The sequence below is a fragment of the Bradyrhizobium australafricanum genome, from assembly GCF_020329495.1.
In the GTDB taxonomy this organism is placed as follows: Bacteria; Pseudomonadota; Alphaproteobacteria; order Rhizobiales; family Xanthobacteraceae; genus Bradyrhizobium; species Bradyrhizobium australafricanum.
In genome coordinates, this window is sequence record NZ_JAGKJL010000040.1 from 58,171 (window position 1) to 78,073 (window position 19,903).

The window sequence follows — 19,903 nt, forward strand, 5'->3', positions numbered from 1 at the left end:
TTCCTCAAAAGGTCGGGATGGGGGGCAGCGGCAGGCTATGCTGCAAGCGGAGAGAGCCGATCCCCACTCGCTACGCTCTTGACGAGCGAAGCGACCTACCCTTTTCAAGGAGAGGTCTGGAGGCAGGCTACGGACGACGCCGGTTCGGAACCGAGAATAAGCGTGAGCCCCATCCAAAAGTTTACCTGTAATTCAAAACTGCGCCCGATTCCGGCGACATATGGCCTATAAGATCATAATACCTTCTGCTAAAACTTGACGCAGTATTCAAAGCGAAAGTTGCGAAGGCTCGGCGATTGGGGTTATGAGACGGCCTCGATCGCTAAAGATCAAGAAACACGAGCAAGGGAGAACGCAGGATGCATAGGCTGATCGTTGCCGCCGCGGCAGCGCTGACGGTGTTGGGAGGCGCGGCGTCCGCGCAGGAATCCATCAAGATCGGCTATATCGATCCGCTCTCCGGCGGCGGCGCCAGCGTCGGCGAAGGCGGCCTGAAAACGTTTCAGTATCTCGCCGACGAGTTGAACGCCAAGGGCGGCATCCTCGGCCACAAGGTCGAGATCGTCCCGCTCGACAACAAGACCAATCCGCAGGAAAGCCTGGTGCAGGCGCAGAAGGCGGTCGACGCCGGCGTCCACTACATCACCCAGGGCAACGGCTCGTCGGTCGGTGCGGCGCTGGAGGACTTCGTCACCAAGCACAATTCGCGCAACCCCGGCAAGGAAGTGCTCTACTTCAACTACGCCGCGGTCGATCCGGCGATGACCAACGAGAAGTGCAGCTACTGGCATTTCCGCTGGGATGCGAACTCGGACATCAAGATGGAAGCGCTGACCAACTACATGAAGGGCCAGCCGTCCATCAAGAAGGTCTATCTGATCAACATGGACTATTCGTTCGGCCAGTCGGTGCGCACCACGGCGCGCAAGATGCTGGGCGAAAAGCGGCCGGATATCCAGGTCGTCGGCGACGAACTGCACCCGATGCTCAAGGTCACCGACTTCTCGCCCTACATCGCCAAGATCAAGGCGTCCGGCGCCGACACCGTCGTGACTGGCAACTGGGGCCAGGACTTCGCGCTGCTGCTGAAGGCGGCGGCTGACGCCGGCCTCAAGGTCAACTGGTACACCTATTATGCCGGCGGCGCCGGCGGACCGACCGCGGTCAAGCAGGCCGGCCTCGAGGGCCAGGTGTTCCAGATCAGCGAAGGCGTCCCGAACTCCGGCAACAAGGCGGCGATGGATTTCGAGAAGGACTTCCGCGCCAAGACCGGCATTTCCGTCTGGTATCCGCGCGCGGTCAACGAGATGCGGATGTTCAAGGCGGCCGCCGAGAAGGCCAATTCGATCGATCCGGTGAAGGTCGCGGCCGCGCTCGAAGGCATGAAGTTCGAAGTGTTCGACGGCGGCGAGGGCTTCATCCGCAAGGACGACCACCAGTTCTTCCAGCCGATCTACATCTCCTCGTTCGGCGCGCTGGCCGACAAGACCAAGGAGCCGTTCGACGAGGAAAACACCGGCTGGGGCTGGCGCATCGTGTCCAAGATCGACACCGCGCAGACGATGCTTCCGACCACCTGCAACATGAAGCGGCCCTGATCGGCCACTTCGGTCATTCCGGGGCGCTCGCGCCAGCGAGCGAACCCGGAATTTCGTCTTTCCGGGTTCGATGCTTCGCATCGCCCGGAATGACAGGTAAGCTCCTTTCCTTCGACAGGTCTGATCACGTGAACCGTTCCAGTCTCAAGCGAGTGCGCCGTGGCTGAGCTGATCGTCATCTCGACGCTCAACGGCGTCCTGTTCGGCATGCTGCTGTTCCTGTTGTCCAGCGGGCTCACCGTCATCTTCAGCATGATGGGCGTGCTGAACTTCGCGCATGCCAGCTTCTACATGCTCGGCGCGTTCTTCGGCTTTCAGCTCACCCGCTGGATCGGATTCTGGCCGGCCCTGGTGCTGGCGCCGCTGCTGGTCGGCGCGGTCGGCATGGCGGTCGAGCGCTACGGTCTGCGCAACACCCACAAGCACGGCCACGTCGCCGAACTGCTGCTGACCTTCGGGCTTGCGTTCGCGATCGAAGAGATCGTCTCGATGATCTGGGGCAAGAGCCCGGTCGACTACCGCGTCCCGGCGGCGCTCGACTTCCCCGCCTTCACCGTGTTCTCCACCAATTACCCCGCCTACAAGATCTTCATGCTGGTGATCTCGGTCGTGATCTTTATCGCGCTGCTGGTCACCTTGAAGAAGACGCGGGTCGGCCTGATCGTGCAGGCCGCGCTGACCCATCCGAGCATGGTCGGCCATCTCGGCCACAATGTCGGACGCGTGTTCATGCTGGTGTTCGGCGTCGGCAGCGCGCTCGCCGGCCTTGCCGGCGTCATCGCCGGCCCTTCGCTGGTGACGCAGTCCGACATGGCCGCGCTGCTCGGCCCGATCCTGTTCGTCGTCATCGTGTTCGGCGGCCTCGGCTCGCTGCCCGGCGCCTTCATCGCATCGCTCCTGATCGGCTTGATCCAGACCTTTGCGGTCGCGCTCAACGGGTCGCTCGCCAGCGTGTTCGGCCCGCTCGATCCGAGCCTCGGTCCCTCGCCGCTCACCGACATCTGGAACGTCACGATCGCGCAGATCGCGCCGATCCTGCCTTATGTGCTGCTGGTGCTGGTCCTGATCTTCCGCCCCATGGGCCTATTGGGGACGCGCGAGTCATGAGCAACGCTTCCACGCCCTCCATCGCTGCGGCCAAGCAGGAGCCCGGCAGCGCCTTGAGCTTCTATGGTGTCTGGCTGCTCGCCGCGGTCGCGCTGGTCGTGCTGCCGCTGGTGTTCGGCACCGGCGGCTCGCTGACCTCCTTCAGCCTGATCGGCATCGCGATCATCTTCGCGCTGTCCTACAACATCCTGCTCGGCCAGACCGGGCTGCTGTCGTTCGGCCACGCGGTGCAGTACGGCCTCGGCGGCTTCCTCGCCGTACATGTCATGAATGCGGTCGCGAGCCACAACTGGCCGATCCCGCTGCCGGTGATCCCGCTGGTCGGCGGCATCGGCGGCATGGCGTTCGCCCTCCTCGTCGGCTGGGTGATGACCAAGCGCGCCGGCACCGTGTTCGCGATGATCTCGCTCGGCATCGGCGAACTGGTCGCCTCGTCGTCGCTGATCCTGCGCAGCGTGTTCGGCGGCGAATCCGGCATCACCACCGACCGCACCTCGCTGATGCCGATGTTCGGCTGGACCTTCGGGCCGCAGATCCAGGTCTATTACCTGATCGCGTTCTGGGTGATGGTGTCGGCGATCGCGATGTATGCGCTGACCCGCACGCCGCTCGGGCGGATCTGCAACGCGGTGCGCGACAATCCGGAGCGCGTCGAGTTCATCGGCTACGATCCGCATGTGGTGCGCTATCTCGCCTACATGTTCGCCGGCTTCTTCGCCGGCATTGCCGGAGGGCTGGCGGCGATCAATTTCGAGATCGCCAACTCGGCCTATCTCGGCGCGACGCAATCGGGCCTCGTGCTGTTCTCCGCGTTCATCGGCGGCACCGCCTATTTCTTCGGTCCGATCCTCGGCGCCATCCTGGTGACCTATCTGCAGCTCGGGCTGACCAGCGTCACCTCGGTCTGGCAGCTTTATTTCGGCATCATCTTCATCGGCATCGTGATGTTCGCACCCGGCGGCATCGCCGGCATCCTGATGAAGCACCGCCCGCTGATCCGCGCCGGGACCCTCGGCACCGTGATCCCGTCCTATCTGGTCGCGGCGATCCCGACGCTCGCGCTGGCGCTCGGCATCATCCTGACCATCGAAACCGTTGCGCGGTTCTCGGGCGGCGATGTGATCAAGCTGCTCGGCATCCCGTTCGTCGCCACGGCGCCGACGACCTGGGCGGCCGCGGCGGTCCTGCTCGTCGGCGGCTTCCTGGTCGCGCGCATCACCTGGCGGCGTGTTGCGGAAGCCTGGGACCGCGCCGCGACGGTGGCCCGTGACCGGGGGTATCTCGCATGACCGCTGCCATCCAAGTCAACGCCGTCGAGAAGAGCTTCGGCAATGTCGCGATCATCCGCGATCTCAACCTGAGCGTCGCCAAGGGCGAGCGTCACGCCATCATCGGCCCGAACGGCGCCGGCAAGTCGACGACGTTCAACCTGATCAGCGGCCACATCAAGCCGACCTCGGGCGAGATCCGCCTCAACGGCGAGGTGACCTCGGGCTTGCGGCCGTTCGAGATCAACCGGCGCGGGCTGTCGCGCTCGTTCCAGGTCACCAACGTGTTCGCCCGCATGACGGTGTGGGAGAACGTCCGCTGCGCCGTGCTGTGGGCGACCGGCCACCGCTACGCGTTCTGGAAGAACGTCGACAATCTGCCCGAGGTGAAGCAGCGCACCGCGCAGATCCTCGACGACATCCATCTCAGCCACCGCCGCGACGTGCCGGCGGGCCTTTTGACCTATGCCGAGCAGCGCGAGCTCGAGATCGGCATCACGATCGCGGGCGGCGCCAGCGTCATCATGCTGGACGAACCGACCGCGGGCATGAGCCACGCCGAGACCGAGCGCGCCGTCGCGCTGATCCGCCGCCTCACCGAGGGGCGCACGCTCGTGATCGTCGAGCACGACATGAGCGTGGTGTTCGGCCTCGCCGACCGCATCTCGGTCTTGGTCTACGGCCACATCATCGCCTCCGGCACTCCGGAGGAGATCCGCGGCAATCCGAAGGTCAAGGAAGCCTATCTCGGCGAGGAGGTCGACTGATGCTCGAGGTCAGGAATCTTCACGCCTATTACGGCAAGAGCCACATCCTGCAGGGCGTCGATCTCGACATCGCGGCCGGCGAGGTCGTCAGCCTGCTCGGGCGCAACGGCGTCGGCCGCTCGACGACCGTCAAGGCGATCATGGGCGAGGTGCCGCCGCAGGGCACCATCCGCTTCAAGGGCCAGGATATCGCAGGTCTTCCGAGCCACAAGATCGCGCGCCTCGGGCTCGGCTATGTGCCCGAGCATCGCGACATCTTCCCGAGCCTGACGGTTCGCCAGAACCTGATCCTCGGCATCAAGGACCCGCGCCGCCCCGGCAGGTGGCGGCTGCAGGAGATGCTCGACATGTTCCCGAACCTCGCCGCGCGCGCCGACACGCCGGCGGGCGTGCTGTCGGGCGGCGAGAAGCAGATGCTGACCACCTGCCGCACGCTGCTCGGCGACCCCGAATTGATGATGATCGACGAGCCGACCGAAGGTCTCGCTCCGCTGATCGTGCAGCAGGTCGGCGAGCTGATCGCGCGGATCGCCAAGGCCGGCGTCGCGATTCTCCTTGTCGAGCAGAAGCTGTCGATCGCGATGAAGATCTCCAACCGGGTCTACATCATGGGCCACGGCCGCGTGGTGTTCGAAGGCACCCCCGACCAGCTCAAGAGCAATGCCGCCGTTCGCGAGGAATGGCTCGAGGTGTGAGGCGGCGGTCGGCGAATAGACGACGCAATCGAAAGTCCGCTTAGCAGCGCCATCAGTCAGTTCGCGAACACGACCCAGACCAGCGCGACCAAGAGACTGTGGAAACAAATTATCGAAGCCAGGAATAGCCAGTCGTCCCCGGTCATGGGGCCGAAAACCACGGCCGAAGCGCGGCGACAGCGACACGCGAGCTGGGACAAGAGGTTCGACTGCATCGGACTGCCCTAGCGGAGTACACTCCGCCAGGTCTTGCTAGTCTGTGCCAGCTAGTTGAGAGCTGGTGTCAGCCTATCACCGATCGCCATTCGAGCTGCGATAGGCCCTCGGCGTGAGGCCGGTCCAGCGGACGAACGCATGTGTGAAGGAAGAGACCTCGCTGTAGCCCAATAGCCATGCGATCTTGGAAATCGGCAGCTCCTCATCTTCGAGGTAATGGCGGGCAAGGGCAATTCGAAACGCCTTGAGAACGTCTGAGAAGTCCACCCCCTCCGACGACAATGCGCGAGCGAGAGTTCTCCGGCTCATGCCAAGACGACGCGCGACCGCCTCGGCATTGGCTTTGCCGTGCGGCAGCAACTGGGCGATGTGTCCTTCGACGCGTGACTGCACGCTGCTTCGTCTCGGTGCCCGGTTACGAAGCGCTTCGTCGGCATATTGAAGCAACATCCTGTTGAGATGCAAATCGGCCCCCACGACAGGCAATGCGCCGATCCGGGACGGAAACAAAAGCTCGTCGCTGTCCGCTGCAAATTCGATCTCGCATCCAAGAAGAGATCGCACATCCGACGGCGTTTCTCGTCTGGAGTGCTTCAACTTGATTTGCTTTGGGACCAGCCTGCCGTCAGTCAGTGCGCGGCAAATACGGATCAGCGCAACCAGCCAGAATTCCGCATGGTGACGATCCGACGACCGATCGATGTTGACATATTCGAACCCGATGACGAAGCCGCGATCCAGAGAGCTTCGCAACCGCACACCCTCGTTGTTGATCGCGCAGTAGCGTCCGCCGATTTGCAAGGCGTCAACGAGATGCTCCGATGAAGCCATGACGTAGTACAGAAGCCCGATCTCGCCCAGCTCGAAGCCTTGAGCCAGATGGAGTCCGAAGCAGTCGTCCTGCAATTCCCTTGCGGCGAGTTCGAGCAGCCTGACCTGCGCTCGTGCATCGATGCGGCGCTTGCGGTCCTCGACGTCGTCGATTGCCAGGCCTGCAGCTGACACGATCGGGACCGGATCAACCTGCGCATCGCGCAGCCGGGCACATGCGAGACGCGCGATTCCCCCGGCAGAGCTCGGTATCGACGGCAAGGCGCTAGCAACGCGTGTGGCGGCTTTCATTCGGCACCGAACTGTGTTCGTGGCTCAACGTCGGGAGCTTCCGGGATCGTATTTTGACCTATGTCAAACGAGCTCATGGGTTCGAGGCATCCGGTCTGACACCATCTCGCAATTTAACGACCCAGGATCACAAGACGCAACGGGCGCAAATCGTCTAGCCGATTGCTCCGCGGCCACTCCATTTCTGCCTTGAAACGACGGCAGTCAGCTTCCAATGGGCCCGCGCAGGGGCGAACTCGTCATGGGCTTGGTCAAGCATGCAAATTCGCTGGGGCAGGCGATTGGCGCCGAAGCGAACAGCCATATGAGCTAGGTCGTGGTTGGACAAACACCCGCCCAGCATAGCGGCATTCATCGTTCAATTCATTACACGATCATTGAAGGCGAGGCCGCCGGCACCTGGCGCTACTCGTTCTCCATCGGCGATCGCAACTATTCGGGAACGGTTCAGGCGGTCCTGGGATTGCTGGCGGCACGCCGCGTAAGGATGAAGATCGATCGGGTGTTAAGGCAAAACGCGTCAATTGATCATCAAGGCCGGCAGCGGGTGGAGAAAGAGGTCGAGACGCCCGCTCCGCTCGTCCCACCGGCCGATCCCAAGGACTAGCGCGGCTGTAGCCGCGCTAGCCCGGCCGGAGCAACGCCACCACGTCGCCCGCGCGCAGCGTCTGGCCGGGCTTCACCGGCACCGAGGCGATGCGGCCCGCCGCGGGTGCGTGCACGGAGATCTCCATCTTCATCGACTCGATGATGGCCAGCACGTCGCCGGCCGCGACCTTGGCGCCTTCCTCGACCAGCACCTTCCAGATGTTGCCGGGCACTTCGGAGAACGCGCCAATCTGACCGTCGGGAATCCCCGTCGCGGCGGCTGCCGCATCGATCGTTTCAGCCGGCGCCTCGTCGAGCTTCATCTCGCGCCAGCGCTGGCGCTCGGCGTCGAACGCGGCCTGCTGCGTTGCCTTGAACGTGGCGATTGATGGCTTCGCGTCGGCCAGTGTCCTGGCGTAGTCGGCGTAGGAGAACTCGCCCTCTTCGATCCTGATGTCATACTGCCCGTGCGGGAACGCGGCGCGGGCGTCGAGCAGTTCATCGGCGTCGACCGGGAAGAAGCGGATCTTGTCGAAGAACCGCAGCAGCCAGGGATGGCCCGGCTCGAACACCCGCGTGGTGCGCCAGGTGTTCCAGACCTGGATGGTGCGGCCGAACAGCTGGTAGCCGCCCGGCCCTTCCATGCCGTAGATGCACATATAGGCGCCGCCGATGCCGACCGCGTTTTCCGGCGTCCAGGTCCGCGCCGGGTTGTACTTCGTGGTCACCAGCCGATGCCGCGGGTCGAGCGGCGTCGCCACCGGCGCGCCGAGATAGACGTCGCCGAGGCCGAGCACGAAATAATCCGCGTCGAACACGATGCGGCGAACGTCGTCCTCGCCGGCAAGGCCATTGATGCGCCGGATGAACTCGACATTCGACGGACACCATGGCGCGTCCGCGCGCACCAGCTCCTGATATTTGCGCATCGCAAGCTCGGCCTGCGGATCGCGCCACGACAGCGGCAGATGCACGGTGCGGCTCGGCACCCGCATCGCGTCGACCGGCGGCAATTCGCGCTCGATCCGCCTGAGCACGTCGAGCAGCTTCGTTCGCGACAACGCAGTGCCGTCATAATGGATCTGCAGCGAGCGGATGCCGGGCGTCAGATCGATCAGGCCACTGAGCTTCGCCTCTTCCAGCGCCTGCGCCAGCACATGCACGCGCAGCCGCAGCGCGATGTCGAGCTCCATCGGGCCATATTCGACCAGGAGATTGTCGTCGCCGGCGCGGCGGTAGACCACCGGAATCGGGCCGTCGTCATTCCGACCGATGATCGCCGATCCGAGCTCGGGCGCGCGCAGCACCGTGGGGCCGGCAACCGGATCGTCGCGTTTAACCGGCACGAAGCGGACCGTGTCGCCGGGCCGGAGCTGGCCGACCTTCCAGAACTCGTCGCGCGCGACCACGGCCGGACAGACGAAGCCGCCGAGGCTCGGTCCGTCGGGCCCGAGAATGATCGGCATGTCGCCGGTGAAGTCGATCGAGCCGACCGCATAGGCGTTGTCATGAATGTTCGACGGATGCAGCCCGGCCTCGCCGCCGTCGGCGCGCGCCCAGCGCGGCTTCGGCCCGATCAGCCGCACGCCGGTGCGGGCGCTGTTGAAATGCACCTCGTAGCTCGCCGCGAACAGCGTCTCGATATCCTCGTCGAGGAAGAAATCCGGCGCGCCGTGCGGGCCATAGACCACGCCGATCTGCCACGCCGACGTGAGTTGCGGCCGCTCGTCCTCCGTGGCGCGCCGCGGCGCCGCTAGGCCCGAAGGCTCGGCACCGATATGCAAGACGTCGCCGGCCTTCAGCGAACCCGTCGCATGGCCGCCGAAGGCGCCGAGCGCAAACACGGCACGCGATCCGAGAATTTCGGGCACGTCGATGCCGCCGCGCACGGCGAGGTAGGTGCGCTGCCCAGGGCCCTTGATGCTGCCGATCGCGAGCGTCTGGCCGGCGCGTACCGCGAGCGGCTCGTCATACGCGACATCGGCGCCGTCGAGCGATGCCTTCATCAGCGCGCCCGAAAGCGCGACGATCGCGTCGGTGTTAAAGCGCAAGGTCGGCCCGTTGACCGTCAGCTCCAGCGCGGTCGTTACTTCCGGATTGCCGACCATGCGATTGGCGAGGCGAAACGACCGTTCGTCCATCGGGCCGCTCGGCGGCACGCCGACATGCCAGAGATGCAGCCGGCCGGGCAATTCCTGCACCCCGCTCTGGGCGCCCGGCGCGACAACGTCGATGGTGCCGGGGCGATAGCCGAATTCGCCAAGCACACTCGTCGCCACCTGCCCGCTGCGGAACACGTCGGACGCCGCAATCGCGCGCAAATAGTCGAGATTGGTCTCGATGCCGGCGACGACCGTATCGTCCAGCGCTTTCGAAAGCAGGGCGATCGCGGCCTCGCGCGTATCGGCTGAAACGATGATCTTGGCCAGCATCGGATCGTAGAACGGCGACACCTCGGTGCCGGTCTCGATCCAGCCGTCGATCCGCGCCTCCGGCGAAAAGCTGACCTGCGTCAGCCGGCCCGCGCTCGGGCGGAAGCCGGCGCCCGGGTTCTCGGCATAGAGCCGCACCTCGATCGCCGCGCCCTTTGGTGCAAGCGCGCCCGCCTGGCCGAGCACATCCTCGCCGGCCGCCTGCCGGATCATCCATTCGACGAGGTCGACGCCGGTGACCTGCTCGGTGACGGGATGCTCGACCTGCAAACGGGTGTTCACCTCGAGGAAATGGAAATCGTCGCGCTCGACGTCGTAGATGAACTCCACGGTGCCGGCAGATTCATAAGCCACGGCCTTGCCGAGCGACACCGCGGCCGCGTGCAGCCGCCGGCGGATGTCGGCGGACAGCCCCGGCGCGGGCGTCTCCTCAAAGACCTTCTGGTTGCGCCGCTGCAGCGAGCAATCGCGCTCACCGAGCGCCACCACGTCACCCTTGCCGTTGCCGAAGATCTGCACCTCGATATGCCGCGCTCGCGCAACGAACCGCTCGAGATAGACCCGGGCGTCGCCGAAGCTTGCCCGCGCCGTGCGCTGCACCGATTCGAAGCGTTCGCGCAGCGTCGCCATGTCGTGGCACAGCTGCATGCCGATGCCGCCGCCGCCCGCCGTGCTCTTCAGCATCACCGGAAAGCCGATTGCGCCCGCCTGCTGCACCGCCTCGTCGATGGTCTCCAGCAGGCCGGAGCCCGGCAGCAGCGGCACGCCGCTGCGCTCGGCGATCTCGCGTGCCTTGTGCTTGAGACCGAAGGCGTCGAGGTGCTCAGGCCGCGGCCCGATGAACTTGATGCCGTGCTCGGCGAGCCGCTCGGCAAAGCGGCGGTTCTCCGACAGGAAGCCGTAGCCGGGATGCACCGCCTGCGCACCGGTCGCAAGGCACGCCGCCATGATCGCATCGACGTTGAGATAGCTCTCCGCGGCGGGCGCAGGACCGATCCGCACCGCCTCGTCTGCGTCGAGCACCGGCCGGGTGAAGCGGTCCGCGTCGGAATAGACCGCGACCGAAGAGATGCCCATGCGGCGCAATGTTCTGCCGATCCGCCCGGCGATCTCGCCGCGGTTGGCAATCAGGACCTTGCTGAACATGCCTCACGCCTCCGGCTCGAAGATCGTCACCTGTACCGGCGTCGGAAAGAAGCCGTTGCAGGGATTGTTGATCTGCGGGCAGTTCGAGATCAGGCACAGCACGTCCATCTCGGCCACCAGCTCGATGGCGTCGCCCGGCTTGGAGACACCGTCGACCACGGTGAAGTTGCCGGCCGGATCGATCGGCACATTCATGAAGAAGTTGAGGTTCGGCACGATGTCGCGCTTCGACATGCCGTATTTCGCGGCTTCGATCACGAAATTCTCGCGGCAGGCGTGCTGGTAGCGAGTCTGGTGCCCGAACCGCACGGTGTTGCTCTCGCAGGAGCAGGCGCCCGCCGAGGTGTCGTGCAGGCCGCAACTGTCTGCCGTCACGCGCAGCATCACGCGGCCTTCGTTGGACATGATCCTGGTGCCGAGCCCGACATAGGCCGAGCCCTGCGCGCGCAGCGTATCCTGGCCGCTGTAGCGCTCACCGAAATCACCGGCGCAATAGAACAGCGTATCGACCGCCTGTTGGCCGTGGCTATCGGTGATCCGCAGTGTCTGCCCCTTGCGGATGATCGCCGACCACGGCTTGCGCGCGGGAATTTCGATATCGAGAACGATGCGGCCGTGGGTTTGAGCGGGTTGCGTGGTCATCGCACGGCTCCTTCGCTCGTCTCGCCGAGATACAGCGCATTGTTCTGATAGGCGCGGACCGCTTCCGCGGTGGCGGTCCGGCACAGATCGTCGGCCGTCGGCGCGACCGCGCGATAGCGCACGATCTCGACGCTCGCCTGCGGATAGGTTCTGGCGGGATCGAGCGGATGCGGGCAGTTCGACAGCGCGATCAGAAGCTCCATCTCCGCGCGCAGATCGACGAAATCACCCTGCTGCCGCCGCTGCTCCGACCAGACAAACTTGCCGTCGGCGTCGATCGCGACCGGTGCGAAGAAGCTGACGCAGGGATGGACGTCGCGGCGATCAAGGCCAAGCTTGGCCGCGGCGAGAATGAAATTGTCACGTGTGTTGCGGAAATTGCCTTCGCCGTATTTGGCCAGGTTGGTCGCCGCGGTCGAGCCGCCGACCACGGCATCATGCGCGGCGCTGCTGTCCTCGGTGATCCCGAGCAGCGCGCGCCCCATGTCGGACAGCAGCACCCGCCCCTTCTGCAGCCGCGCCGCCCACTGCACCTTGATGGTGTCGGCGTGGTTGAGCCGTTCGGTGGTGTCGGCACTGTTCCAAGCGAGCAGGCTGACGGTCGACGTCCCCGACGTGTTGACGATGCGCAGCGTGTCGCCGCGATTCAGCCGCGTGGTCCAGTACCAGCCGGATGGGATCGTCTCGCGGTGAATGACCGTGTCGGCATCGATCGGCGCGGCGTCGCGCGCGGTCGGCGCCGGCAGCGCCCGCGGCGCGTGCTCCTGCCCCGCCGCCTTCAGCTCGTTATACCGCCGGGTATGCGCCGCGATCTCGGCCTTTTGTTCCTCTGTGAGGGTCATGGTTGCTCCTTCAAGACGAGAGCGCCGGGCCGTCCCGGCTGATGCTCCTTGCCTGACCGGGTCGTCCCGGTCGGAGCTGGTTGAACTGACGACCGCAGCTCTGCGCTGCGGCGCGGAAAGATCTCGAGGTCGCGCGACACGGTGGCGCCGTAGCGCTCGCGCTCCTCCGGCCGGTTGCGCTGCCGCTCCAGCGCGATCACGCGCGTCGCGAGTCCGAAGGCTTCGCTGAGGTCATGCGTCACCATCACGACCGTCAGATGGGTCTCGTTCCAGAGCCGCTTCATCAGGAGGTGAATGTCGGAACGGATGCCGGGATCGAGCGCACCGAACGGCTCGTCGAGCAGCAGGATCTTCGGGCCGCGCATGATCGCCTGCGCCAGCGCGAGCCGCTGCTGCATGCCGCCCGACAAAGCGGACGGATATTTGCTCTCCTGGCCGGCGAGCCCGACCTCGGCAAGCAGCTTCATCGCTTCGTCGGTGGCAGCGCGGCGCGCGGTGCCGAACAGCCGGCCGGTGAATTTGGCGTCGCACAGTTCGCGCCCGAGCATGACGTTCTGCAAAACCGTCAGATGCGGAAACACCGAGTAGCGCTGGAACACCACGCCACGGTCGGCGTCCGGCTCGCCAGGCAACGGCTTGCCGTCGACCAGGATCTGGCCGCGGGTCGGCTGCTCCTCGCCGAGCAGCATGCGCAGCAGCGTGGTCTTGCCGCAGCCGGACGGGCCGACCAGCGCAATGAAGGCGCGCGGCTCGACCTCCATCGTGATGCGCTCGAGCACGATGTGGTCGCCATATTCCTTCCAGACGTCGTCGAAGCGGATCGCGCTCATTCCGCCCTCACCGAAGCAAACCACGGAAACAACCTTCGCTGCATGACGCGCAGGCCGACGTCGATCAGGAACGCCAGCAGCGTGATCCAGGCGACGTAGGGGATGATGACGTCCATCGCGAGATAGCGGCGCACCAGGAAGATCCGGTAGCCGAGCCCGGAATCGGATGCGATCGCCTCGGCTGCGATCAGGAACAGCCACGCCGGCCCGAGCTGCAGGCGCAACACGTCGATCAGCCGCGGCAGGGTTTGCGGCATCGCGACGCGCAGCGCGATCTGCCAGGTCGAGGCGCCGAGCGTCTGCGCCTTGACGATCTGCTCGCGCGGCAGCTCCTGCACCTTCATGGCGAGATCGCGGATCATGCAAGGCAGCGTCCCGATCACGATCAGCGCAATCTTGGAATTCTCCCCGAGCCCCATCACGATGAACAGGATCGGCAACAGCGCCAGCGGCGGCACCATCGACGTCACTGACACGAACGGCCCGAGCAGGGCGTTGGCGCCCGGCAACAGCCCGATCACGATCCCGAGCACCAGCGCAGCCGCCGTCGAGATCGCCAGCGCCGAGCCCAGCCGCCCCAGGCTGGCGACGGTGTCGGAGGCCATCAGATAACCGCCGGTGCGCGGGTCGACCTCGAACGCCATCTGCTTGACGGCCTGCACCATGCTCGGCAGCGCCGGCAGCAGCTTGTCGTTCGGGTTCTGCGCGAGCCGCGCGCTGGAGCCGGCGAAGTAGGCGATTGCGACCAATACGAACGGCAGCGCGAGCAGATAGAATCGCGTCTGCCGTCCCGGCCGTATGTTCACAAGTCGCATGGTCAGCTCCTGCTTGGGGCGACGCGCTGCGCGTCAGAGCTTGGCGTCAGAGCTTGCCCTTGGCGGCCTCGTCCATGTAGGTCGGGTCGAAGCGCAGCTTGACGTTCGACTTGTCGCCCAGCACCGATTTGTCGGCGAGCTCGATGCCGACGGCGTCGGCCGACTTCGCACCCTTGCCGAGCAGGTCCTTCTCGAACAGGAACTTGCGCACCCGATCCATGGTCACGCCGACGGTCTGGCTGCGCGTGAAGGCTTCGGCGTCGGTTGCCTTGTCGAACAGTTTTGTCGTCGAGAGCTGGCTGTCGAAGCCGGCGAGGTCGGTGCCGGAGGCCTTGGCCATCGCTTCCTTGGCGGCCTTCGCCGCGGCATCGTTCGCCGTCATCTTGGACAGCGTCTCGTACCAGATGCCGACCAGCGCCTTGGCGAAATCCGGATTGTCCTTGGCGACTGCGGTGTTCACTACCATCAGGTCCATGATCTCGCCGGGGATCTGCGAAGAATCGAACACCTTCTTCGCGTCGGGCGAGCCGAGGATTTCGGTTACGATCGGATTCCAGGTCACCACCGCGCTGACGTCAGGCGTCTTGTAGGCGGCCGCGATATCGGCGTCGGAGGTGTTGATGACCTTGACGTCCTTCTCGCTCAGCTTGCTGGTCTCGAGCGCGCGCGCCAGCAGATAATGCGACACCGAGAACTCGACCAGATTGACCGTCTGACCCTTGATCGCGGCGAGATCGGTCTTGTTCTTCAGGATCACCGCATCGTTGCCGTTGGAGAAATCGCCCATCACGACCGCGGTGGTGTCGACGCCGCCGGCTGCCGGAATCGAGAGTGCGTCCATGTTGGTGATGGTGACGGCGTCATAGCCGCCGGCGGTGTACTGGTTGATCGATTCGACGTAGTCGTTGAACTGCTTGACCTCGATCGCGATGCCGTATTTGTCGGCCCATTTCTTGACGATGCCGGTGTCGGCCGCATAGCCCCACGGCATCCATCCGACATAGATCGACCAGGCGACCTTGAAGCTTTTCTTCGGCGCGGCGTCGGCCGCAGGCGCAGCCGCCAGCACGACCGCGCAGCCGATGACAACAGAGCGAAGGAAGAAAACGAATTTGTTCATTGCCGATCCCTCTTGCGAAATTTCACAAAAAGGGACTGGCGAAAAGACCATCGCTCCGCCAATCCCTTGGCTGACGAGGTCTCCCGGGCTTTTATCCCGCCGTGCACCTGCGGGGATGTCTCCCCCGCAAGCGGCTGCTCTCGGACCAGCACCTTGCGTTGCAAGGTCGGAACCCTAGCGGCCAACTCGATGCCATTGATGCACGAGGCGTGCCAGCGGGCCGGCAATTGAATCTCATGAGATTTTTCCGCGCGCGCGGCGCGGCCACGACAGTGTCTTGCTTAAAGATTGCGCAGACCTGCTCAGAATTGGTTCTGTCCTTTCGCCACCGGCATCAGCAGGATCGCACGATGACTGATGTCGAGGGGAGTTCGATGCGCAAGCTTCTGAGCGTTCTGTGCGCCGGCCTCTGGCGCGGATTGCACGGCCGGTTCGGCCTGGTGCCGAAGTCCGACGTGAAAGGCTGACCGCAAGATCGCAAAAAAAGAGCCCCGCTCTGCAGCGGGGCTCCTGTCCAAGGATCCTATTTCGGATCCTATTTCCGATCGGAGTTTTGCGCCGGCGTCTGCGGGCTCTGGCCTGAGCCTGACGACGGCGGATTGTTGTTCTGGTTGGGCTGGCTGGACTGCGTGTCCCGGCCGGCATTTGGCTGGTTGCCGCTGCCCTGACCGACGGTCGACTGGTTCTGCGGTGCCGCCTGGCCCGTCGTATTCTGCTGCGGGGCCTGCTGCAGAGCGGACGGCTGATTTCCGCTCTGGCCGGTTGTCGACTGGTTCTGCGGCGCATTCGCCTGACCCGTGGTCTGCCCGGTCGTGTTCTGCTGGGCAGGCTGCTGAGTGTCGGTCTGGCCGGTCGACTGGTTCTGCGGCGCGTTGGTCTGGCCGGTCGTCTGTCCAGTCGTGTTCTGCTGGGTGCGGCTCTGGCCGACCGTCGACGATGCGCCCGCGCCCTGACCGATTCTGTCGGACAGGCCGAGTGCGGTCACCGTGCGCGTGTCGACGCTGCCGCTGGTCGTGATGCCTTCCTGACGCTGGAAGGTGATCAGCGCCTCGCGGGTCCGCGATCCCAATACGCCGTCAGCCTCGCCGACCAGCAGGCCGCGGTCGATCAGCACCTGCTGCACCTCGCGGATCTGCTGCGGGTTCAGGTCCATCATCGCAACGCTACCGCCACCACCGCCACCGCCGCGATGGCTGAAGCGCGTCCGCGGTCCGACCGGGACGACGTCGACGACGCGGCGCTCGCGATCGAGGAACACGACCTCATCCTCGACGACGAAGAAGCTGTCGTCGCGATAATACGGGAACGCATCGATCAGCGCCGGGAAGGCGGCAACCGACACCGCGTTTAACCTCCGCGGCACCACCACGCCCGGATTGACCGCGAAGTTGATCGTACTGACATTGACGCGCGGTGCGTTACGCGCCGACAGCACCGAGCGCTGGATCGTGCTCTGCTGCTGCGCGGTCACGGTGCGCCCGGCCTCGGTCTGGATCGTGGCATTCGACTGGGCCTGGGTCTGAGCGGTTGTCCCGGCTTGTCCCTGAGCCTGACCGGTGGTCTGTCCGGAGTTCATCCGGTTTTGCGTCGTACCGGACTGCGGAGCGGCCGCGCCCGTGGTCTGGCCGGCTCGTGTATTCGGGGCTGCCGTTGTGCTTTGGCCAGTGGTCGTGTTCGCGCCCTTCGCCTGGCCCGTGGTCGTGCTCTGGCCGGTCGTCGTGCCCGCCTTACCCTGAGCCTTGTCCTGAGCCGTGCCTTGACCGGTCGTGGTGCCCTTGTCGCGGTTCGCGGTGTTGGCGCGATTCTCCTGCTGGCTTTGCCGCGTCGTGGCGCTGCCGCGTTCGCGGGATTCAGATCGCCCCATCTGCTCGCGCTGGTTTCGGCCCTGGCCGACGGTCTGCTCTTGCTTGCTCTGGTCCTGCTTGCCCTGGCTGCGCTGACCCTGCTCGGCGCGGCCGCTCTCGCGGGCCTGGCCGGTGGTCTGGCTGCGCTCGGCGGCACTGCGGCCCATCTGTCCTTCAGCCCTGCCGCTCTCTCGTGCGCCGCCCTGGCTTTCTCGTGCGCCACCCTGGCCGCGACCGACCGTCATGCCTTCGCTTCGCGATGCCCCGGGATTGCCATGCATTGCGCCGCCGGAACTGCCGCCCGACGGGCCTGCGGGTCGGCCATGTTCACCTCCACTGCCTCCGCCCGCGCCGACGCTTCCGCCGCCGCCCATGCCGCCACCGCCGCCGCCCTCGCGCATGCCCTGCGCCGATGCGAGGCTGACGCCGGCCAACAGCACGGCCGTCGTCAGCAGAAACTTGCTCTTCATCATCTTGCTCTGCATTACCGATTCCTCCTGCAGTTTTGCGGCTGCCGGATTGCGAAGCCGGCGCCAATGGCCGGCACGCTCCGCACTGCGGCCGCGTTCCAACAAAGCCGGCGAGCGTCGCGACGCAACGGTGCGCGCGCCTCACCGGTGAACTCTGAGAAAACAGCGGCGCCGCCCGCACTGTTCCTAGACACCGCCGCGACGCGACATTTCGCGCCAAGGGAACACCACACGTTCATCTTGAGTTCATCTTGAGTTCATCTTGAGCCAGCGGCCTGACGTTTGGTCACGCTTCAGGAACCGATGGCCACGTTTTCCCGTTTTCAATCGAAGTGTGCGTTCGTCGTCATGACGATGCTCAGCGAGCTCACGCGGATCATCGTCCGCTGCGACTGGCGGTGGATCGAAACAGGTTCCGTTCGGCTTTGAACATTTGCTTCGCCGTCAACGGGAGCGCCACTGCGCCCACCTCGCCACCGGGCCCGGATCCCTTGCAGGCGCGCGGCCATTCGCAACCAATGCCACTCTCCTCCGTTGACCGGCTGGGCATCATCATCGAGGAGGATCACATGCGGAAAACAGGGCTTGTTCTTGCAACCGTCGGTACGCTTGGGGTGAGCGCCATCGCGGCCCCGGCGCCCGCCGAAGCACGGTGGGGACACGGAGGTTGGGGTGGCGCGCTCGCAGGCGGATTGATTGCCGGCGCAGTCGTCGGCGGCCTCGCCTCGTCGGCCTACGGCTATCCCGGCTATGCCTATGGTTACGGCTACCCCGGCTACGGCTACGGTTATGGCTATTCGCCCGCCTATTACGGGTACGGCGGCTATGCCTATGATGACGGCTATTACGCTGCGCCGTATCGTTGGGGCGGCGGCTACACCACGACATATTATAGCGGATACCGGCCGGCCTATTACGGCTATCGCTATCGCCACGTGGTGCGGCCGGCATACGCCTATTATCGCGGCGGCTATCCGCGCTGGCATCATCGCTGGCGTCATTGGTGAGATCGCCGAGACCGACACGGCGCGGCCAGCCGGGCTGACCGGCGCCGGCGAGGGTCGACCGGGTTGAGCGGCGCCGTTACCCGGCGACCCGCAGCGCGGTCACCGCGACGCAGGCGTTGCCTAACGGAATCAGCACCACCTGCGCGCCGTTCGGCAGCGCCATCGTCGCGAGATCACCGAGCGTGCCGGTCTGTCCGTTGAGCTTGGCGAGCTCGGCGGCAACCGTCGAGCAATTCTCCATCCGCGGCGTCACCCGCACCAGATTGCCTTCGCAGGACGATCCGACCGGGGCGGCAAACACGATGCCGGCGGCCTGCTGATTGGCGGCGGGGGTGGCTTGGCTGGCCTGGTTAGGTGCGAGCGCGACCAGCGACTGCACCGAATGCGAATTGCCGGCCTTGGCGTCCCACTGCGACTGCGCGGTGTAGTTGGAGTTCATCGCGAGGCCGCGACCGAGCGTCCCGAACAGATTGGCGCAGGTCACGATGTTGCCCTGCCGCGCGTGCTCGTCGAACACGGTCGGTTGCTGGCCCGCCTGCTGCGGCGGAACGGAGGCCGCGGCAGGCGGCGTCGGCGTTTCCTGCGGACGCTGCTTGTGCGGCTGCGGCTTCGCGGCGCCGGCGGGCTTTTTGGCCGGCGCGGGCGTCGCTGGCTGCAGCGGCATCGGCTGCGACTGGGCCGGCTGCATCTGCTGGGCATAGCCCACGACGCCGGCCGCACTGAGCGCCGCCTCGACGACCGCCGTGAAAATCAGGATGGGGGTCTTCAGTCGCATCGGCGTATTCATCCTCTCGTCCCGCACTTCGATGCGTCGCTCCGGCTTCCGGATCCGCATGCAGCCTGTTGTCTCATTTCAGCTTCGCCAGCACACCGGACAGTCCGTCCAGCGGCGCCTCCAGCACGATCGGCCCTTGCGGCAGCTGATAGGACACGCGGCACGGCGTCGCCGCGCGGATGTGCCGCCTCAGCACGTTGCCGATCGCGACCGTGGCGAAGCAGAAACTGGCATCGCAGCGATCGGTCTGCGCGACGATGCGGTCCGGACTGTCGCCCATCGCGAGCTCGATCTGCGCACCAACGCCGGCGGCCGCGGGTATCCGCATCGCCATCAGCGGTTTGCCGTCGGCGGTCGCGATCAGCGACCAGTTGAAGGCGATCGCGCCCTGCGCGTTGACGATCGATTGCGTGACGTTGCAGACGCGGCGCTTCGATTTGAGACTCTCGTCGCAAATCAGGGTCCAGTTCTTGAACGGCTGGATCATCCGTCTGAACTCGCCGAGCGTCTCGCCCTCCGGCACCACGACGTCGGACGGCTTCACAGCGTAGGCGGCAGGCGGCGCGCCCTGCGCGGCGGCGCTCGCCGCCGCCCCGAGCCAGATCATCAAAGCCAGACA

17 protein-coding genes and 1 riboswitch are annotated in these 19,903 nt (G+C 65.4%); of the genes, 7 read left to right on the forward strand and 10 right to left on the reverse strand.

The window, feature by feature from the left end; translation table 11 throughout:
- Positions 1–359 precede the first annotated feature (359 nt).
- The 5 genes from J6525_RS30015 (at position 360) to J6525_RS30035 (ending at position 5,435) form a co-directional block, all read left to right on the forward strand.
- The gene (locus J6525_RS30015) at positions 360–1,598 is read left to right on the forward strand and encodes a branched-chain amino acid ABC transporter substrate-binding protein (RefSeq protein WP_057017914.1); all 1,239 of its coding nucleotides are present in this window, start codon (positions 360–362) and stop codon (positions 1,596–1,598) included.
- A 159-nt stretch (positions 1,599–1,757) separates the two neighbouring features.
- Positions 1,758–2,705: a branched-chain amino acid ABC transporter permease gene (locus tag J6525_RS30020; protein WP_016847025.1), complete on the forward strand. Its 948-nt coding sequence runs from the start codon at positions 1,758–1,760 to the stop codon at positions 2,703–2,705.
- Entirely contained in the window at positions 2,702–3,994 is a 1,293-nt protein-coding gene (locus J6525_RS30025; protein WP_225647363.1) for a branched-chain amino acid ABC transporter permease, read from the forward strand. Before J6525_RS30020 ends, J6525_RS30025 begins: the two co-directional genes overlap by 4 nt.
- Entirely contained in the window at positions 3,991–4,740 is a 750-nt protein-coding gene (locus tag J6525_RS30030; protein ID WP_028332917.1) for an ABC transporter ATP-binding protein, read from the forward strand. The genes J6525_RS30025 and J6525_RS30030 overlap by 4 nt, the downstream gene beginning before the upstream one ends.
- On the forward strand, positions 4,740–5,435 hold the full coding sequence (locus tag J6525_RS30035; RefSeq protein WP_225647364.1) for an ABC transporter ATP-binding protein: 696 nt from the start codon (positions 4,740–4,742) through the stop codon (positions 5,433–5,435). Before J6525_RS30030 ends, J6525_RS30035 begins: the two co-directional genes overlap by 1 nt.
- A gap of 291 nt (positions 5,436–5,726) precedes the next feature.
- Here J6525_RS30035 and J6525_RS30040 read toward each other — a convergent pair whose 3' ends face one another.
- A complete protein-coding gene (locus J6525_RS30040; protein ID WP_225647366.1) occupies positions 5,727–6,773 on the reverse strand; it encodes an AraC family transcriptional regulator in 1,047 nt (348 codons plus the stop codon).
- A 316-nt stretch (positions 6,774–7,089) separates the two neighbouring features.
- On the opposite strand from J6525_RS30040, the gene J6525_RS30045 reads away from it, so the two are divergent.
- Positions 7,090–7,380 (forward strand): hypothetical protein, encoded by a 291-nt coding sequence (locus J6525_RS30045; RefSeq protein WP_225647367.1) that lies wholly within the window; start codon positions 7,090–7,092, stop codon positions 7,378–7,380.
- 16 nt (positions 7,381–7,396) lie between these two features.
- On the opposite strand, the gene uca is transcribed toward J6525_RS30045, so the two are convergent.
- The 7 genes from uca to J6525_RS30080 form a co-directional block, all read right to left on the reverse strand.
- On the reverse strand, positions 7,397–10,939 hold the full coding sequence (gene uca / locus J6525_RS30050; protein WP_225647368.1) for an urea carboxylase: 3,543 nt from the start codon (positions 10,937–10,939) through the stop codon (positions 7,397–7,399).
- A 3-nt stretch (positions 10,940–10,942) separates the two neighbouring features.
- Positions 10,943–11,581 (reverse strand): urea amidolyase associated protein UAAP2, encoded by a 639-nt coding sequence (locus J6525_RS30055; RefSeq protein WP_225647369.1) that lies wholly within the window; start codon positions 11,579–11,581, stop codon positions 10,943–10,945.
- On the reverse strand, positions 11,578–12,423 hold the full coding sequence (locus tag J6525_RS30060; RefSeq protein WP_225647370.1) for an urea amidolyase associated protein UAAP1: 846 nt from the start codon (positions 12,421–12,423) through the stop codon (positions 11,578–11,580). The genes J6525_RS30055 and J6525_RS30060 overlap by 4 nt, the downstream gene beginning before the upstream one ends.
- Positions 12,420–13,253, reverse strand: coding sequence for an ABC transporter ATP-binding protein (locus J6525_RS30065; RefSeq protein WP_225647372.1), 834 nt, complete (start codon positions 13,251–13,253; stop codon positions 12,420–12,422). The genes J6525_RS30060 and J6525_RS30065 overlap by 4 nt, the downstream gene beginning before the upstream one ends.
- Positions 13,250–14,068: an ABC transporter permease gene (locus J6525_RS30070; RefSeq protein ID WP_225647374.1), complete on the reverse strand. Its 819-nt coding sequence runs from the start codon at positions 14,066–14,068 to the stop codon at positions 13,250–13,252. Before J6525_RS30070 ends, J6525_RS30065 begins: the two co-directional genes overlap by 4 nt.
- Before the next feature lie 46 nt (positions 14,069–14,114).
- Positions 14,115–15,188 (reverse strand): putative urea ABC transporter substrate-binding protein, encoded by a 1,074-nt coding sequence (locus J6525_RS30075; RefSeq protein ID WP_225647375.1) that lies wholly within the window; start codon positions 15,186–15,188, stop codon positions 14,115–14,117.
- A 78-nt stretch (positions 15,189–15,266) separates the two neighbouring features.
- Positions 15,267–15,377: riboswitch (guanidine-I (ykkC/yxkD leader) on the reverse strand.
- A 346-nt stretch (positions 15,378–15,723) separates the two neighbouring features.
- Positions 15,724–17,517 (reverse strand): peptidoglycan-binding domain-containing protein, encoded by a 1,794-nt coding sequence (locus J6525_RS30080; protein WP_225647377.1) that lies wholly within the window; start codon positions 17,515–17,517, stop codon positions 15,724–15,726.
- Positions 17,518–18,071: 554 nt separating this feature from the next.
- Between J6525_RS30080 and J6525_RS30085 the strand changes: the two genes are divergently transcribed.
- The gene (locus J6525_RS30085) at positions 18,072–18,509 is read left to right on the forward strand and encodes a hypothetical protein (protein ID WP_092089468.1); all 438 of its coding nucleotides are present in this window, start codon (positions 18,072–18,074) and stop codon (positions 18,507–18,509) included.
- 76 nt (positions 18,510–18,585) lie between these two features.
- On the opposite strand, the gene J6525_RS30090 is transcribed toward J6525_RS30085, so the two are convergent.
- Together J6525_RS30090 and J6525_RS30095 are read right to left on the reverse strand one after the other, a co-directional pair.
- Positions 18,586–19,284: a hypothetical protein gene (locus tag J6525_RS30090; RefSeq protein WP_225647379.1), complete on the reverse strand. Its 699-nt coding sequence runs from the start codon at positions 19,282–19,284 to the stop codon at positions 18,586–18,588.
- 73 nt (positions 19,285–19,357) lie between these two features.
- Complete coding sequence (locus J6525_RS30095; protein WP_225647381.1) at positions 19,358–19,891, reverse strand: invasion associated locus B family protein; 534 nt, start codon at positions 19,889–19,891, stop codon at positions 19,358–19,360.
- Positions 19,892–19,903 lie beyond the last annotated feature (12 nt).

Excerpts from the sequence above, each read along its gene's own strand:
- J6525_RS30015 (WP_057017914.1), top strand. The coding sequence starts at position 360 with ATGCATAGGCTGATCGTTGCCGCCGCGGCAGCGCTGACGGTGTTGGGA.
- J6525_RS30025 (WP_225647363.1), top strand. The coding sequence starts at position 2,702 with ATGAGCAACGCTTCCACGCCCTCCATCGCTGCGGCCAAGCAGGAGCCC.
- J6525_RS30030 (WP_028332917.1), top strand. The coding sequence starts at position 3,991 with ATGACCGCTGCCATCCAAGTCAACGCCGTCGAGAAGAGCTTCGGCAAT.
- J6525_RS30035 (WP_225647364.1), top strand. The coding sequence starts at position 4,740 with ATGCTCGAGGTCAGGAATCTTCACGCCTATTACGGCAAGAGCCACATC.
- J6525_RS30040 (WP_225647366.1), bottom strand. The coding sequence starts at position 6,773 with ATGAAAGCCGCCACACGCGTTGCTAGCGCCTTGCCGTCGATACCGAGC.
- uca (WP_225647368.1), bottom strand. The coding sequence starts at position 10,939 with ATGTTCAGCAAGGTCCTGATTGCCAACCGCGGCGAGATCGCCGGGCGG.
- J6525_RS30055 (WP_225647369.1), bottom strand. The coding sequence starts at position 11,581 with ATGACCACGCAACCCGCTCAAACCCACGGCCGCATCGTTCTCGATATC.
- J6525_RS30060 (WP_225647370.1), bottom strand. The coding sequence starts at position 12,423 with ATGACCCTCACAGAGGAACAAAAGGCCGAGATCGCGGCGCATACCCGG.
- J6525_RS30065 (WP_225647372.1), bottom strand. The coding sequence starts at position 13,253 with ATGAGCGCGATCCGCTTCGACGACGTCTGGAAGGAATATGGCGACCAC.
- J6525_RS30070 (WP_225647374.1), bottom strand. The coding sequence starts at position 14,068 with ATGCGACTTGTGAACATACGGCCGGGACGGCAGACGCGATTCTATCTG.
- J6525_RS30075 (WP_225647375.1), bottom strand. The coding sequence starts at position 15,188 with ATGAACAAATTCGTTTTCTTCCTTCGCTCTGTTGTCATCGGCTGCGCG.
- J6525_RS30080 (WP_225647377.1), bottom strand. The coding sequence starts at position 17,517 with ATGCAGAGCAAGATGATGAAGAGCAAGTTTCTGCTGACGACGGCCGTG.
- J6525_RS30085 (WP_092089468.1), top strand. The coding sequence starts at position 18,072 with ATGCGGAAAACAGGGCTTGTTCTTGCAACCGTCGGTACGCTTGGGGTG.
- J6525_RS30090 (WP_225647379.1), bottom strand. The coding sequence starts at position 19,284 with ATGCGACTGAAGACCCCCATCCTGATTTTCACGGCGGTCGTCGAGGCG.
- J6525_RS30095 (WP_225647381.1), bottom strand. The coding sequence starts at position 19,891 with ATGATCTGGCTCGGGGCGGCGGCGAGCGCCGCCGCGCAGGGCGCGCCG.